Raw genomic sequence first — 16,315 nt, 5'->3', positions numbered from 1 at the left:
TCAAATCATTTACTGTTTCAAGAGTTTCTCCGAATGAACAGTGTCATTGGTCACAACCTGCACGGTGTAGACACCGCTGGCTAACATAGACACATCAGCAGTTACCACTCCCGTAATCAACGAGATTGTCCGGTTGTACACTACCTTACCATCAGGTGCCAGTATCCTCAGCTGCGCATTGTTGATCTTATCACCATCATTCACGATCCTGATAAAATCTTTCGCAGGGTTTGGCTGCACCCGTATAGATGATCCTTTCTGGCTGATCCTGATCGTCCGCACGGGCGACAACGTGCTGCGTCCATCCACGTCCACCTGCTTCAACCTGTAGTGGATGACAGTATTGTACGGCAAATCTTTATCAGTGAAGCTGTAGTCACTACCAGTAGTGGCGTTACCCGTAGTGGCAATTGTGCCAACCTTACTGAAGTTATTGCTGTTGCCAATGCTGCGCTCTATGTCAAAAGACCGGCTGTTCACCTCGGTCAGTGTTTTCCAACTCAGCAATGCGTCATTGCGGTTGATCGCTCTCACATTGAATTCTCTCAACGCCACCGGCAGTACCACGTTTTGTATGGTGAAATCAGCATTGGAAATATCGAAGAAGATACTCTCAGCCGACTCTACCAGTAGCCGCACGGTAGCGTTACTTGGTAGGGAAGTTGGGACGGTGATCTGCTCCACCCCGTCGTTTGGTGTGTTCTCAAGTATGGAAATAGGGTAAGTGAAGCCGCCGTCCAACGAGAGCTTGATATTTACATTAGGCGAATTATAAGGAGCTACATTGGTAGCAGCATTGTTCCATGTAATAGTTTGTACTGAACCCGCCTGCCATGTTTCGCCACCATTTGGCGAGGTAACAGCAAACGGCGTTGCACCGGCCACAAAAATCCTGAAGGTATCGGTAAAGCCGGTAACACATCCTTCACCACCGGTTGCTATACCGCCGCCCCCTGTGCGGTTGTCTCGTACCGTCAGGCGAAACTTCATCTCCCTTGGCACCAGCGGCAGGTTTTCGCCTTTGATGCCATTCATTTCCGAAGGTGGATTGATAGGATAATTAGCCACGATAGCACGTATATCCGGGAAAATGCGGCTGCCGCTCAGCTTGGGTACACGAGAACGGAAAATAGGCTCTGTTGGAGTAGCAGGGCCAGCCAGCAAGCCGCCGCCATTTCCCCTGTCCATTTGCTCCCAGCTATAGGTAAGCACATCACCGTCGGCGTCCGTTGCAGTGCCTGTTAGTACAAACGGCGTAGATGGCGGAATGACAGCATTATTATTAAACATGGCCGTTATCACAGGCGGCGTATTACCGGTATTGATCCGCTGCTGGCAGTTCTGCGTGCGCAGGTAGTTAATCATTTCGTCATAGCTGATCGTGTGGAAGTGCGGGTCGCTGTTGGGTTGTGTATTATCCACGGTTGTACAAATGCCTGCATAACCTTGAATGGTAGTACCGCTGCCCGGCTCTACCGCGGTGCCTTGCGGACCAGGATTGGCATTGAGTAAACAGGTAGGAAAAACAGCGTTGAATGTATGGTTGCCGCCAAACTGGTGCCCCATTTCGTGTGCTACATAATCAATGTCGAAAGGATCGCCAGTGGGATTGCTGAGACCGGTAACGCCACGGGCCTTCACATTGTCGCGACAAACCACACCTAGTCCTGCAATACCGCCTGCACCAGTACTGAACGTATGGCCGATGTCGTAGTTGGCAGCACCTATCCGCGTGGTGATGTTGGACTGGCTTTCTCCCAGCAATGTCACGCCGTCGGAGTTGCCCATGTAAGGATCAGGATTAGCAGGATCGTTGTTGTATACGATTTCAATGTTGTTGGCGATCAACACCAGCCTTACAGCCAGTTCGCTTTCGTACACACCCGTTACCCGGTTCATGGTAGTCACGATACGCGCCAGCACCTGTTGCTTTGTTGGTTGTTGTATGCCTGTTGCCGCAACGGCATATTCGTCCGTGTTAGAAACGGCTGCGCGGTACACCCATAGTTCATTTCCCCGACACGGCGCGGCTGCATTGGAGCGCAGGTGCGCCTCATCACCGGGTGTTATATCAAGACCTTGTTCCTGGTAGGAGCCGCGTTTTGCAAAGTCTCTTTTGTAGTAGCTGATATAATGTTCCTTGTCGTTCCTTGCATAAGGATCTATGAACACTGTACCATGTGGTGACAAGATCATCCCGTGAAAGCCATAGTACGGGCTCCAGTCGAGGCGGATGGTAGCTGCCGGGTCGTCGATGCCTTGCCCGGCGTAGGTTCGGATCTCGGGCACTCTCTGCTCAAGACCCGGCTCCATAATACTGGAAACAGCCACGCGAAAGCGCTGTAGCGAACCATCGGGCATTGGGATAGGCAGGATGTTGTTGTTGCCGGTACGCGCTTCATGTGTAAATTCTTTTGGTGCAGCATGAAGCACTTGCATAAGCTGTCGCTCGTTAAGTGCAAACAGGCCGTACTTCTTGGGAATGATCTGTCTTTCGCCGGCAGACCTGAGGGAGGCCTCATTTGTTTCCCTCCACACCTGTGCAGTCACATGTTGAACTGCCGTAATAATAAAAAGCAAAAACGTAAATACTCTTTGCATACGGATTGATTTAAGTGAAGAATAGGTGACTGTTCTTTAGAGGGATAGGGTGCTGGTAATTCGGTACCGAAACGAAGAATAATGGATTTAAAAGACGCGCTATTGGCTTCTACTGTAATAAGTGAAAAATTCTGCTGTTGATTAAGATCCGATCTGGTGTATACGGCTTGGAAATGTTCTGATCTAACGCTTGTTTAGCTGGTTGTAGCCCTACTAGCTACCCCTGCCATGCCAAAACTGTGCCCATTTGTTAAGAAAATGTTACCGGTTAAGAAGTTGTTATCGACAGAAAAAGTCAGGTAAAATTAATTGTACAGTTTCGCTTGTTTCTTTCTAATGTCTTTATTCCTTACTATTTGATATTTTAAAATTGATTTATATATTGTTGCTCCAACCCAAAGTTTAATACCTTCTTCGTCTGGTCCATATTCTATAAAAATGATCTTAGGGTCTTTGTTAATTGTAATTAGATCACGAATTATCTGCCATATGCTTCTTCTCATTCTGTTCTTACAATGGAGACATTTGTTATCTGTCATGAACCATAGCCCTCCCGAGTTATGCAACTACTCCTTTATACTAATTCATAACAAATAAACTAATTGCATGAAAAAATTAATATCTACGATTGTTATTGCCGCTTTTTTTGCTTTTGGCACTTCTCCGGTAAATTCACAAACAGTGGTATCTGAAAGTGATGTTACCAGGCAGACCGAAAATACCCCGCCTACAGACAACTGGGTGTTATACACCAGGGCAGGAACACCACCTACAGCCGGTGCTTTTGTAGAGGGACCCGGAGATCCACCTTTAGGTTGTGGTACTTTCAAAATGACAACTGTAACCAGTTCTGAAAAAGTGTATTTATTCAATTTTGAACATGTTGGTACAGCTCTCTCAGATATCAGGGAAATTTCTTATTCAACCTTTCGAACTGCTGGTGCGGGACAGCAGGTTGCTGCATTAAACCTGGTAGTGGATTACAATGGTCCAAATGTAGATGGAGGATTTACAACCTTGGTATTTGAACCTGTTTATAATACATACCAGGGATCAGTAGTTGATAACATGTGGCAAAGTTGGGATGCATATGATGGCGGCAACGCCAGGTGGTGGTCATCACAGAATATACCAGGCGTTTGTCGAAGTTCCTGTTTTGTAACATGGAACCACATATTAGCCAACAACCCGGATGCAGTTATTTTAGGGGGTGTTGGTGTTAACCAGGGATCCGGCAATCCAGGACTAATTAGTGCTGTTGATAACTTTAATTTTAACGGAACCACCTATAATTTCGAACCTTCTGCAGATTCCGATGGCGACGGTTTAGGTGATGCATGTGATACATGCCCTAACGACCCGGGCAACGACTCCGATGGCGATGGCATTTGTGATGATATTGATAATTGTCCAGGCACAGCTAACCCTGGTCAGGAAGACGCAGACGGTGATGGCATAGGTGATGCCTGTGATAATTGTCCAACCGTCTCAAATCCGAATCAGGTTGATGCTGATGGAGATGGTATCGGTGATGTATGCGATGACAGCGATGGTGATGGCGTACCCGATGCTTACGATTGCGCATCGAATGATAAAAAGAATAACAAGTGGATGGTATGTCACAATGGCCAGACCTTGTGCGTAGCTAAAAGTGCAGTGGATGCCCACCTGAAACATGGTGATGTTTTAGGTCCTTGCGGTTATAACGCCAGAAGCAGCAAGCCAGTATTATCCCTGGTTGAAGAGCTATCTACCAAACCCTCCGTTTACCCATCACCAACTCGTGGTGAAGTAAACATCCAGCTTCCAATCTTGAAATCAGCAAAAGCAGAAATTGTGATTATGAGCTCCAACGGAAAAGTTGTAGATCGTAGGGCGGTGAAAGCAACTGGCCAGATCGAACGCTTCGACCTTCGCAAGAATGGTGCAGGTATGTATTTCATCCGCATCGTTTCTGAAGAAGGAGTAGAAAACCTGAAGGTGATCGTTCAGCGATGATTTTCGAATAGTTATTCATTAAAAAAATAGAGGGCACTTAAGGTGCTCTCTTTTGCTTTTATGAAACTTTCACAACAGCTTTTCTGGGGAGCCTCGCCGTATGCAGCGTGTGTAGCTTGAAATGATGATACCTGACTTCTACTTCTTCGGCATTCACCTCTACTACAGTCATGGGATTATTGAGCGGGATGTCGGGGAAGTTTTGCTTTAAGCTTGGTCGGAGCATAACTATGTCCATAGGCCTGATGATCCGTTTCTTCCTGCGCTTCTGGTTTCTTTTACTGATTATAATAAGTAAGGCAATGAGTGCTATAACAGCAATCACTGAAAGAAGGAGTTTTATGGCAAATGCATTCATAGATCGTCAGGTGGCAAGCAGGCAACGCAAGATTGCGTAATATCCATCAACTGCACAATAATTCAGTATTTTTTTTCTATTTAGTTCTGTTAATGCAAAAAGAAGGCCCATGGTACAACACCATGAGCCTTCAAATGTTTATTTATCACTTTCCAAGTTAGATCATCCTCACACCTCGAACCTAACACCTCTTCAACTACACCGCTACATTAAAATCTCTAAGTGCATCATTCAGGCTGGTCTTCAGGTCGGTACTTGCTTTACGTTGTCCGATGATCAGCGCACAGCTCACATTGTATTCGCCTGCAGGGAATTTCTTGATATAGCTACCAGGAATAACAACACTTCTTGCAGGTACACGTCCTTTATATTCTACCGGTTCGCTGCCGCTTACGTCAATGATCTTGGTCGATTGTGTAAGAACCACATTTGCACCTAGCACCACCTCTTTCTCCAGGTGAACGCCTTCTACCACAATGCTGCGGCTTCCCAGGAAGCAACCATCTTCTACTATTACCGGACTTGCTTGTAGTGGCTCCAGCACACCACCTATTCCTACACCACCACTAAGGTGAACATCCTTGCCAATCTGCGCACAACTACCTACAGTAGCCCATGTATCTACCATGGTTCCTTCATCTACATAAGCACCAATGTTTACATAGCTGGGCATCATTACCACGTTCTTTGCCAGGTAAGCACCATAACGTGCAACAGCATGCGGAACGGCACGTACACCCAATTCCTTGTAGTTGCTCTTCAGCTTCATTTTATCGTAAAACTCAAACGGAGGAAGTGTGAACGTCTCCATCTGCTGAATACCGAAGTACATGAGAATTGCCTGTTTCACCCATTCGTTTGTTACCCATCCATTTTCTGAAGGTGAGGCAACACGCAGCCTTCCTTTATCTACTTCTTCTATCACATCGCGTACTGCCTGCGCGTATTTCTCATCTTTCAGCAATGAACGATCTCCCCATGCTGTTTGTATCAATGATTGATCCATTTAAATAATTTTTGCAAAAGTAAGGGCAGGAGGAAGTGTGTCAAAAACAAAGCTCATCTTATTGAGGTAGGCCTGCTATGATGTTGCGACTAGAGTCGGCGAAACGCTTAAATGCAGGAGTATTCAGTGCTTTGTAAGCATCTGCAAGTGGCACATTCTGCTTTGCCTGGTGAAGCGCCCAATGGACTACCATACTTTGTGATGGCGCTGGTGCATCGTAGCCGCTCACCTTGAAGTCGCGGTTTATAATAAGATATGTTGGAAAATCATTTACACGGAAAGTGCGTAGCAGGTTAATCTTTTGTGGGCGATTACGTGCATAAAATACATTGATGCCGCCAATCTTTTATCCTTCACCATATCCTTCCATGCCTGCTTTCGTTCTATGTTTTCTATGCAGATGTTTAAAAACACGATGCTGGTATCGGCAGCAAAGAATGACTGTAGGTCTCTGGCGTATGGTATTTCCCTGATGCACGGTGGGCATTGGGTAAACCAAAAATCGACATAGATGGTCTTGCCTTTTAAAGAAGCAGTAGAGATCATCTGTCCGCTGGTGTCTTCCAGTTCCATTTCAGCGAAAGAAACATTTTGCAAAACCCCAAAGTGATTTGGAGGAATAACTAGTCGTGGTGGCTGAGCGGCCAGGAGGTTCGCCACCAGCGAAAGGACAAGGATCAGAAACCAGTTTTTCATTTGCCAGCTACAATTTTTTGATCCAGTACTTCCAGCAATTGCTGGGCGCGGATGGTATGTGCGCATTTGAAATGTCCCAATGGACATGCTTTGTGGCCGTGCAGTCCGCAAGGCTTACAGGCTAATGGCTCCTCCGTTTGTACAATCGAGCTGCACTCGCTGAGCGGCCCAAAGCCAAAAGATGGAACGGTAGAACAATATACCGCTGTAACAGGAGCATTTACAGATGAAGCAAAATGCATAGGAGCGGAGTCGTTTACATAGTTCATTTCAGCTCCTTCCTGCAAGGCTGTTGACTGAAGCAGGTTTAGCTTTCCTGCCAGGTTTTCTACATTTTTATTGGATGTACCGGTGCGGATAGTTTCACATAGATCTTTATCAGATGGAGCACCAAGCAAATAAACTTTATGAACTGCAGGTAAAACATCCAGCAATTCAATCCATTTTTCCTTTGGAAACTGTTTGGTAAACCAAACCGAAGCAGGTGCTATACATATGTAAGGCTCGTGCTGAAGCGTTGCTATCTTTTCCCTGTCTGCTGCAGAAGGATACAGACGAGGTTTGGCAGGCCGTGCATCCGTAAGATGCCTGATTAATTCCTGGTTTCGTTCTACTTCGTGCAGCACATTGTCTGCAGTACTTATTACGTGTTTTACTTTTTTTGAAAAAAGGAAACTCCATGGATTTTTATCAAAGCCAACTGTATGTTTTGCGCCGGATAAAACAGTGAGAAATCCTGTGGCAGCAAAACGCTGCACATTTATCACAACATCGTAATGCTTGTTGCGGATGCGCTGCAACATCTGAAGCAGGTTCTTGTATTTGTCTTCTTGTTTATTCCAAATCAATACTTCATTTAGATATGGATGATTTGCCAGCAGACCTTCATTTCCTTTTCTAAGCAGGAAATCTATTGACGCAGCAGGATAATGCTCATGAAGTTTTTCAACCAAGGCAGTAGCTAATACTACATCTCCAATAAAGGCTGTTTGAATAACAAGAATTTTCTGCATTGGCTTGCAAAGTAAAAGGATTTAGCTGTTGATTGTTTCGACAGGATAGTATCTAAAGTGTTAGCCTCGTTACTTTCAGCAGCCTTTGCTCTTCATAGCAACTTCAGCAGATCAAGTGATACTTTCGCAGCCATGACAGATTTTACCAACGATGTTGAACAATGCCTGCGGGTATTAGAAAGTGGAGGAGTAATTCTGTATCCTACAGATACCATTTGGGCATTAGGATGCGATGCTACTAACGATCTGGCGGTTGAAAAACTGCTTACAATTTGTCGCCGGCAAGCGGGAAAGGGATTGGTGGTGATACTGCCAACAGAACGGGATGTGCTACAGTACACGGCTAATCCTGATCTGGAAGTATTTGATTACCTGAAGACACAACAGAAACCTACTACAGTTATATATGAACATGGATTTGGTGTGGCGGATGCAATACTGGGAGCAGATGGATCTATAGCCATCAGGCTGGTTACAGAAGATTTTTGCCGTCATCTACTCAAACGTTTTAAAAAACCTGTGGTTGCAACAGCGGCAAGCTTATCAGAAACTGCTTTTCCCCATAATTTTTCTGAAGTTGATATTGAAATAAAAAATAATGTAGAATATGTGGTACAACATCGGCAGAATGAGAAAGTTGAGTTTGAACCCTCGGCTATCATCCGGTGGAAGAATGCGCAAGTAGAAGTAGTGCGACCATAAGGAAATTTGATAATATTAAAATTTTTCATTTTTAATTTTTGAGGCTTTGGTATGGCAGGCTTATTGTTCCACTCCCTACAAAACCATCCAACTATGCCACAGATCACGCTTTCAGTTCCAAAAGAAAAGCTCCCCCTGTTACAAGAATTCCTGCAAGCTTTAGGAATTGAAGGACAGCATATTCAGTCTATGTTTCGTAAGTCGCGTAAGAACGAAAAGTCTGCTTCTGCTGCTTCACAGCAGCCGTTTAGTTGGGAGTACTATTGCAACGAACTGGAGTTTGAATAGCGTGATGAGGGGTTTTCGTAGTTTCTGGTTCCTCGTTTCTAGTTATCATAGTATTAGTGGTTAATATTATTCTACTGACAGCAAATGCTTGGTTCATCCAGCAATAGAAGAACAAGGAACCAGAAACGAAGAACCAAAAACAGGAACCAAGAACCAGGAACGAGAAACCTTGATCCTACAACCGCCTCCAGCTTTACATCTCATCCCTTCATCTTCACACCTGCTATCCGTTATCTTTGCCGCTATCATGTTTATTAATTGCAGCGACAGGGAGTTATTCATTTTAAAAAAGATTGCTAACGCAGCTAAGGACTTGCAGATGCCTGCATACCTTATAGGTGGCTTTGTGCGCGATAAGATCATTGGTCGTAAAACCAAAGATGCTGACATCGTTTGCCTGGGAGACGGTATACAGCTAGCTGATAAGGTAGCAGAACGCTTTTCACCCAAGCCGCATGTTTCTTTTTTTAAAAATTTTGGCACTGCACAGATCAAACTCAGTGACCTGGAGATAGAGTTTGTAGGTGCCCGCAAAGAAAGCTACCGCTCCGATAGCCGCAAGCCTGCTGTAGAACCAGGAACGATAGAAGATGACCAGAACCGGCGTGATTTCACTATCAATGCCCTTGCAATTTCTTTGAACGATGCAGATTACGGACAGTTGCTGGATCCTTTCAATGGGATGGAAGACCTGGAAAACAAGATTCTCCGTACGCCGCTGGAGCCAGCGCAAACTTTTAGTGATGATCCATTGCGCATGATGCGCGCCATCAGGTTTGCTGCGCAACTAAACTTCACCATTCACCCTGAAACCTTTGCTGCAATTGGCGAGATGAAGGACAGGATCAGGATCGTATCGCAAGAGCGTATTACAGATGAGTTCAACAAGATCATGCTTACTGATAAGCCTTCGGTAGGCCTTGACCTGCTGTACAAGTCAGGTCTGCTGCAACTGATCTTTCCTGAGATGGTAGAGCTGGCAGGCGCAGAATATATTGATGGCAAAGGTCATAAGGATAATTTTTACCACACCCTCCAGGTCATCGACAATATTTGCATCAATACCAAAGACCTATGGCTGCGTTGGGCTGCCTTGCTGCACGACATCGGTAAACCTGCTACCAAGCGTTTTGAAGAAGGACATGGGTGGACATTTCATGGACATGAAGTAGTTGGAGCGAGGATGGTTCCAAAAATATTTGCGAAGCTTAAGCTGCCGCTAAGCGAGAAGATGAAGTTTGTGCAGAAGCTGGTTGAGCTGCATTTGCGCCCCATTAGCTTAACGAAAGAAAATATTACAGATAGCGCTGTCCGGCGATTACTTTTTGATGCTGGTGAAGATATAGATGCACTGATGCTGCTTTGCAGTGCAGATATTACCAGCAAAAACAAGTACAAGGTAAAGCGGTACCAGCAAAACTTCCAGCTGGTGAAAGAGCGCATGCAGGCGGTAGAAGAAAGCGACCGCATACGCAACTGGCAACCACCTATCACCGGAGAAATGATCATGCAGATCTTTGGCCTGAAGCCCGGCCGCAATGTTGGTATCATTAAAGATGCCATACGTGAAGCCATCCTCGATGGGGAAATTTCCAACAACTATGATGCTGCCTACCAGTTTATGCTGCGCAAGGCGGAAGAACTACAACTGCAGCCGGTTGGCTGATACACATTAATATCGTTTCTTTGGTGGCTTGTTTTTTTTATGTAGCCAGCAGCAGATCGCTATCCAGCTTCTGTTGCGTCGCACACTTCAACAATAGAAGCCTGGTGCAGCTGCAGTTTCAATTTTTTGAAAAACACCTGCAAGGGTTAATCTATAAATTTACCAATGGCCGTTCTAAAATTCAGAGCATATTACGAAGAGGATGACAGCGTGTACCGCGACATCGTGATCAAACACACCCAAAGTTTTGAGGACCTTCACCGGGCTATCCTGAAGGCTTACGACTTCGACAGCAAGCACCAGGCAACATTTTACCGCAGCAACGACTCCTGGCAGCGTGGACGCGAAATAACCCTGGAGAAGTACGATAAGTCTTACAAGGCTGAGCCATTGCTCATGAATGAAACCACTATCGGCTCCGAAATACGCGATCCTAATCAAAAATTCATCTACACCTACGATTTTGTAAAAGGCTGGACATTCCTGGTGGAACTGATCAGCGTGAGCAAAGAAGAAAGTTCTAAAATCACTTATCCATCTACCAGCCGTGCTGAAGGAATTGGACCGGCACAATATGGCACCAAGAGCTTGTTGGGCGATAAATTTGTTGACATAGAAGAGAAGTACGACCTGAGCGCCGGTGCTGAAGGCTTTGGCAGCGAAGGCGACGATGATGGCAGTTCAGATGATAGCGACGGCGAAAGTTATGGCTCCGAGGAAGGTAGAGAAGAGGAGTACTAAGTAAGAAATACAAAGTTCGAGGTACTAAGTTGGAGTGTGAAATTTTCGCCATAGGCTAGAATTTTATGTCAGGAGAGGGTAGAAGTGAGCAGTGAGATTGGCGTGAGACATTAGTTTTTAACTCAAGTAACCAGGCTCCCAATCATGCTTTAAAACATCCTTCGTTCCAGTATCCAATATCATTTATCAAGTATCAAGTACCCCAACCTCCAACAACCCCCATCCTCCAATTCAGAAGTTTGAAAACCATCTTCATTATTTGCGGGCCTACAGCGGTAGGAAAAACTTCCTTAGCCATCGAGTTGGCGCAGCGACTGCAAACGGATATAATTTCAGCAGATTCCAGGCAATGTTTTATAGAACTGAACATTGGCGTAGCCAAACCTTCTGAAAAGGAATTGGCTGCTGTTCATCATTATTTCATCAGTTCTCATTCAATTCACCAGGAAGTGAATGCCGCTGTTTTTGAAGAATATGCCTTACAGGCCGCTGCAAATATCTTTTCTATAAAAGATACTGCGGTGATGGTAGGTGGAACAGGCCTCTACATCAAAGCTTTTGCAGAAGGCCTGGATGAAGTTCCTACAGTTGATCCGGCTATTCGCCAGCAGGTGATTAACAGTTACAATAAACTAGGATTGGAATACCTGCAGCAACAATTACAGGAAAAGGACCCTGTATTTTGGGAGGTAGCAGAACAGCAAAATCCGCAGCGGCTGATGAGGGCACTTGAGGTGATTTTATCTACCGGCAGATCTATCAGTTCATTCAGAACAGGTAATAAGCAGCAACGTCCATTCAATATCATCAAGATCGGCCTTGAACTACCACGAGAGCAGCTATACCAGCAGGTAAATACAAGAGTGGATGAAATGATTGTAGCCGGGCTGGTAGACGAGGTAAAAGCGCTTTTACCGTATCAATATCTCAATGCACTGCAAACTGTCGGCTATCGAGAATTATTTCCTGTCTTCACCAAGGCTGTTACACTCGATACAGCAATAGAAGAAATAAAAAAGAACACACGCCATTACGCCAAGAGGCAGATGACATGGTTCAAACGCGATTCAGGCATTCATTGGTTTCACCCAAAACAGGAAGGTTTGATAGATCAGCTTATTTCAATGGTTACTAATTAGGATGAGCGGTTGCAGCGAGCTAAACATTCTAATAATTTTCCTTATTGTTTTTGCATCTTGCGGCTTGTTAAACTAAAACATCTCCTTTATGAGAAAATGGCTACTCGTTTTTTCAGCCGGCACATTGCTTTGCAGCAATGCATTTGCGCAGGCAAGAAAAATCAATTTTGAAAAGTACACACTGCCCAACGGTTTAAAGGTGATCCTTCACCAGGACAGAACTGCCCCTGTTGTTGCAGTTACCGTGTTGTACCACGTTGGTTCCAAAAATGAAGACACGGCACGCACAGGCTTTGCTCACTTTTTTGAACACCTGCTGTTTGAAGGTTCGGAGAACATTAAGCGCGGCGAGTTCATGAAGTATGTGAACGATGCCGGTGGTAGCTTGAACGCCAACACCAGCCAGGACAGGACCTTCTATTACGAGCTGCTTCCGAGCAACCAATTAAAACTTGGTTTGTGGTTAGAGAGTGAAAGAATGCTTCACGCCAAAATTGAAGAAATAGGTGTGAGCACACAACGCGAAGTGGTAAAGGAAGAAAAGCGCATGCGTATAGACAACCAGCCTTATGCTTCTTTTCAAACTGAGATGCTAAAGCGTGCACACCACGATAATCCATATCGTTGGGCTCCTATAGGAAGTATGGAGCACCTGAATGCGGCACAATTGCCTGAATTCATCGACTTCTACAAAACGTTTTACGTTCCTAATAACGCTGTATTATCTATAGCTGGTGATTTTGATGTTGCAGAAACAAAAAAGTGGATCAACGATTATTTTGCTGCTATTCCTCGTGGTACACGTCCTATTCCTCGTCCACAGTTTGAAAATAACCTGCTGGGTAAAGAAGTAAGAGATGTGGTGGAAGATAATATTCAACTGCCTGCTGTATTCCAGGCTTACCGTGCACCAAAGCAGGGTAGCGATGAGTATTATGCTTTCAATATGTTGTCTACACTTTTATCTGGTGGTGCTTCCAGCAGGATGAATAAATCTATTGTTGATGAAAAACAGCTGGCAGTACAGGCACTGGCATTCCCATTCTTCAACGAAAGTGCAGGCTTGTTCATTACTGTAGGAATAGCTAATATGGGTGTGAAGCCTGATACACTTGAGCAGGCAATGGATGTAGAGGTTAATAAGCTGAAGACTGCGCTTGTTTCAGAAAGAGAATTTCAAAAAGTAAAAAATCAAATTCAAACACAATTCGTTTCATCTAATGCTTCTATGGCAGGTATAGCCGAAAGCTTAGCCAACTACGAAGTGTATTTTGGTGATGCTGATCTCATTAATACTGAGATAGCCCGTTACGAAAAAGTAACGCGCCAGGACCTGATGAACGTGGCTAAGAAATACCTGAACAAAGACAACCGCGTTGTGCTGCATTATGTACCAAAAGGTAAAGCTCCAGCTGCCGGTCAGCCTTAATCTATTTTTTGAATTTGCAAAAACTTAATGATGAAAAAATCAATCATACTTCTTTTCACGCTGTTGCCATTTTCTATGATGGCGCAGGTAGACCGCAGTAAGGCTCCTGCTCCTGCACCTGCACCAGAGATCAAAGTTGGTAAGCCAGCTACTTTCACACTACCTAATGGACTTCGAGTATTCGTTGTATCTAACAATAAATTACCCCGCGTTTCTGCTACTCTTACTATGGATATGGATGGAATAGTAGAAGGCGATAAAGCTGGTCTGACTGACCTGGCAGGTAGTCTTCTTCGTCGTGGTACAACCAAAATGCCAAAAGCCAAGCTTGACGAGGAAATCGACTTCCTTGGAGCTAATGTAAATACTTCTGCATGGGGTGTTAGTGCTTCTTCTTTAAAGAGCAATTTTCCGAAAGTGATGTCACTGGTAGGTGATATCGTTCTTCGTCCTGCATTGCCAGCTGCCGAACTAGAGAAGCTGCGTAAGCAATCTATATCTGGTTTGCAGGCTGCTAAAGATAACCCAGATGCTATTGCTGCTAACGTGGTTAATCGATTGGCTTATGGAAAAAACCATCCTTATGGTGATATAGAAACAGAAGAGACAATTAACAATGTGAAGCATGCTGATATCAAGCAATTCTTCAACACTTATTGGAAGCCAAACAACGCGTACCTGGTTTTTGTTGGTGATATATCTGTTACAGAAGCACGGGCACTTGCACTATCTACTTTTGGAGCGTGGGCAAAAGGAAACGTTCCTAAAAAGACATATACTGCGCCACAGGCACCTGCTAAAACTTATATAGCAGTAGTTGATCGTCCTTCAAGTGTGCAGAGTGTGATCAATTTCATCACCCCTGTTCCTCTTAAGCCAGGCACTGCTGATGTTATACCTGCTTCAGTAATGAACAATATTTTGGGTGCAGGTTCTTCAAGCCGCTTGTTTATGAACCTGCGCGAAAAGCATGGCTTTACCTATGGTGCATATTCTAACCTGAAGAGCGATAGGCTGGTAGGTTCTTTCACTGCATCTGCATCTGTTAGAAACGAAAAAACAGATAGCGCAATCGGGCAGTTCCTGCATGAGTTTGAGCGCATACGTACAGAGCCTCTTTCTGATACTTCTGTTCAAAACATGAAGAACAACCTGGCTGGTAGCTTTGCCCGTTCTCTAGAAAGTCCTTCTACAATTGCCAATTTTGCTTTGAATACGGCTCGTTACAATCTTCCTGAAACCTACTACCAGGACTACCTGAAAAATCTTGCTGCTGTTACACCACAATCAGCACAAGCTGTAGCTAAAAAATATGTAACGCCTAACCAGATGCACATTGTGATTGTAGGGAATGCCAAAGAAATAGCTCCGGGCCTGGAGAAATACGGCGAAGTGAAATACTTTGATGTGTATGGTAATCCTATGGCGGCGCCGGTTGTGAAAGAAGTAGGTGCGGGTGTTACAGCTGAAAGCATTATTCAAAAAGCAATTACTGCAGCAGGTGGTGCTGCAGCTATTTCAGCTCTTAAAGATGTGCAGCTAAATGGAACTGTATCTGTGATGGGACAATCACTTAATCTGTCTCAGAAGCATGTGTTTCCAACTGCTTTTACTTTAGAACTTGGTATGCAGGGAATGGTATTGCAAAAGAAGGCAATGAACAATGGCCAGTATACACTTACTGCACAGGGACAGACACAGCAACCAGAAGAGAAAGATAAAGAAGAGATAAATGAAGACGCTGCACTTATAAGCGAAGTGTACCTGGCCAAACAACCAGGTTATAAGTTTACACTTGCTGGTATTGAGCAGGTAAATGGTAAAGATGCTTATGTAGTAAAAGTGAATTCTCCTGCTGGTCGTGAATATTCAAACTATTATGATGTAAACAGCGGCTTAAAAATTCAGCAAACCCGTGAAGAGGATGCAGGTCCAATGGGTAAGATAACTGTAAGCACTTCATACTCTGATTTTAAACCTTATGCAGGTGTACAAATACCTACTAAAATGGTGGTTAACCAGGGGCCGGTAAAACTAGATATCAGCTTTAATGATATAAAAGTAAATTCTGGTTTGCAGGCTGACCAGGTTAAATAACTTCAGTTTCTGATTTAGAATAAAGCCGCAACAAATGTTGCGGCTTTTTCTTTTGATAAGCAACTGATACCACCTGCAATTTCATTTTGGGTTTCACCTTCTCTCTATTCCATGCATGGCAGAATAATTGCAAATACGCAATGGGCAAACTAAATGATGCTCATTCATTTACAGTAAACTCTTTACAACTATGGAAGTAAGAAAAGAAGATTTCCCGGTGGTGGTGCAAGCTTTTGATACCACAGGAAACACTGACATTTTTATAGCTGAACAGGTAGTGAATTCACAGGCTGATATTGACAGCTTTACTTCCAGGTATACGGGTAAATTGATCAAGGCAAGGCGCCTTACTGAGGCTGAGCTAGGACGATTGAACAACACCTCCGGCACCACAACTTCTTCCCGAAGAAAATCATCTTCAGGTTCATATATACTCATTATTATACTATTGGTGATCGTTGCACTGGTTGTAATTGGTTTTACCACAGGTTGGATACAGCGCACGTTCAACATCCAGCTTTCGATTTCACCAATCAATCTGTTGCTTAACTTCCGGCTTTAATCACCAGAACCGCAATCCA

The 16,315-nt window shown here is 44.4% G+C and carries 15 protein-coding genes; 9 read left to right on the top strand and 6 right to left on the bottom strand.

What is annotated here, in order from left to right; all coding sequences use genetic code 11:
* Positions 1-9 precede the first annotated feature (9 nt).
* Positions 10-2,601 carry a reprolysin-like metallopeptidase gene (locus tag J4N22_RS11345; protein ID WP_207494379.1) on the bottom strand — a complete coding sequence of 864 codons (2,592 nt, stop codon included), beginning with the start codon at positions 2,599-2,601 and terminating at the stop codon, positions 10-12.
* A 606-nt stretch (positions 2,602-3,207) separates the two neighbouring features.
* On the opposite strand from J4N22_RS11345, the gene J4N22_RS20275 reads away from it, so the two are divergent.
* Positions 3,208-4,599, top strand: a complete 1,392-nt coding sequence (locus tag J4N22_RS20275) for a T9SS type A sorting domain-containing protein (RefSeq protein WP_207494377.1) — start codon at positions 3,208-3,210, stop codon at positions 4,597-4,599.
* Between the two features lie 58 nt (positions 4,600-4,657).
* Here J4N22_RS20275 and J4N22_RS11335 read toward each other — a convergent pair whose 3' ends face one another.
* The 5 genes from J4N22_RS11335 to J4N22_RS11315 all read right to left on the bottom strand — a co-directional run bounded on the left by J4N22_RS11335 (position 4,658) and on the right by J4N22_RS11315 (position 7,672).
* Positions 4,658-4,957, bottom strand: coding sequence for a hypothetical protein (locus J4N22_RS11335; RefSeq protein ID WP_207494369.1), 300 nt, complete (start codon positions 4,955-4,957; stop codon positions 4,658-4,660).
* Between the two features lie 196 nt (positions 4,958-5,153).
* The gene (locus J4N22_RS11330) at positions 5,154-5,963 is read right to left on the bottom strand and encodes a 2,3,4,5-tetrahydropyridine-2,6-dicarboxylate N-succinyltransferase (RefSeq protein WP_207494368.1); all 810 of its coding nucleotides are present in this window, start codon (positions 5,961-5,963) and stop codon (positions 5,154-5,156) included.
* A gap of 58 nt (positions 5,964-6,021) precedes the next feature.
* Positions 6,022-6,192, bottom strand: a complete 171-nt coding sequence (locus tag J4N22_RS11325) for a hypothetical protein (protein WP_207494367.1) — start codon at positions 6,190-6,192, stop codon at positions 6,022-6,024.
* Positions 6,193-6,233: 41 nt separating this feature from the next.
* Entirely contained in the window at positions 6,234-6,659 is a 426-nt protein-coding gene (locus J4N22_RS11320; protein ID WP_207494365.1) for a TlpA family protein disulfide reductase, read from the bottom strand.
* Positions 6,656-7,672 (bottom strand): glycosyltransferase family 9 protein, encoded by a 1,017-nt coding sequence (locus J4N22_RS11315; protein WP_207494363.1) that lies wholly within the window; start codon positions 7,670-7,672, stop codon positions 6,656-6,658. Before J4N22_RS11315 ends, J4N22_RS11320 begins: the two co-directional genes overlap by 4 nt.
* Positions 7,673-7,804: 132 nt before the next feature.
* Here J4N22_RS11315 and J4N22_RS11310 point away from each other — a divergent pair, with 132 nt between their 5' ends.
* From J4N22_RS11310 to J4N22_RS11275, 8 genes are all read left to right on the top strand, one after another.
* Positions 7,805-8,374 (top strand): L-threonylcarbamoyladenylate synthase, encoded by a 570-nt coding sequence (locus tag J4N22_RS11310; RefSeq protein ID WP_207494361.1) that lies wholly within the window; start codon positions 7,805-7,807, stop codon positions 8,372-8,374.
* 93 nt (positions 8,375-8,467) lie between these two features.
* On the top strand, positions 8,468-8,662 hold the full coding sequence (locus J4N22_RS11305) for a hypothetical protein (RefSeq protein ID WP_207494352.1): 195 nt from the start codon (positions 8,468-8,470) through the stop codon (positions 8,660-8,662).
* Positions 8,663-8,909: 247 nt separating this feature from the next.
* Positions 8,910-10,328 carry a CCA tRNA nucleotidyltransferase gene (locus J4N22_RS11300; protein WP_207494350.1) on the top strand — a complete coding sequence of 473 codons (1,419 nt, stop codon included), beginning with the start codon at positions 8,910-8,912 and terminating at the stop codon, positions 10,326-10,328.
* A 165-nt stretch (positions 10,329-10,493) separates the two neighbouring features.
* Positions 10,494-11,069 carry an IS1096 element passenger TnpR family protein gene (locus J4N22_RS11295; RefSeq protein ID WP_207494348.1) on the top strand — a complete coding sequence of 192 codons (576 nt, stop codon included), beginning with the start codon at positions 10,494-10,496 and terminating at the stop codon, positions 11,067-11,069.
* Between the two features lie 239 nt (positions 11,070-11,308).
* Positions 11,309-12,208, top strand: a complete 900-nt coding sequence (gene miaA / locus J4N22_RS11290) for a tRNA (adenosine(37)-N6)-dimethylallyltransferase MiaA (RefSeq protein WP_207494345.1) — start codon at positions 11,309-11,311, stop codon at positions 12,206-12,208.
* An 88-nt stretch (positions 12,209-12,296) separates the two neighbouring features.
* Complete coding sequence (locus J4N22_RS11285; RefSeq protein WP_207494343.1) at positions 12,297-13,637, top strand: M16 family metallopeptidase; 1,341 nt, start codon at positions 12,297-12,299, stop codon at positions 13,635-13,637.
* Positions 13,638-13,667: 30 nt separating this feature from the next.
* The gene (locus J4N22_RS11280; protein WP_207494341.1) at positions 13,668-15,734 is read left to right on the top strand and encodes a M16 family metallopeptidase; all 2,067 of its coding nucleotides are present in this window, start codon (positions 13,668-13,670) and stop codon (positions 15,732-15,734) included.
* A 190-nt stretch (positions 15,735-15,924) separates the two neighbouring features.
* Positions 15,925-16,296 carry a hypothetical protein gene (locus tag J4N22_RS11275; RefSeq protein WP_207494339.1) on the top strand — a complete coding sequence of 124 codons (372 nt, stop codon included), beginning with the start codon at positions 15,925-15,927 and terminating at the stop codon, positions 16,294-16,296.
* Positions 16,297-16,315: the final 19 nt, after the last annotated feature.

Origin of the sequence: Aridibaculum aurantiacum, assembly GCF_017355875.1 — a bacterium.
Lineage (GTDB): Bacteria > Bacteroidota > Bacteroidia > Chitinophagales > Chitinophagaceae > Segetibacter > Segetibacter aurantiacus.
This window is presented reverse-complemented; position numbering and strand designations above follow the sequence as displayed.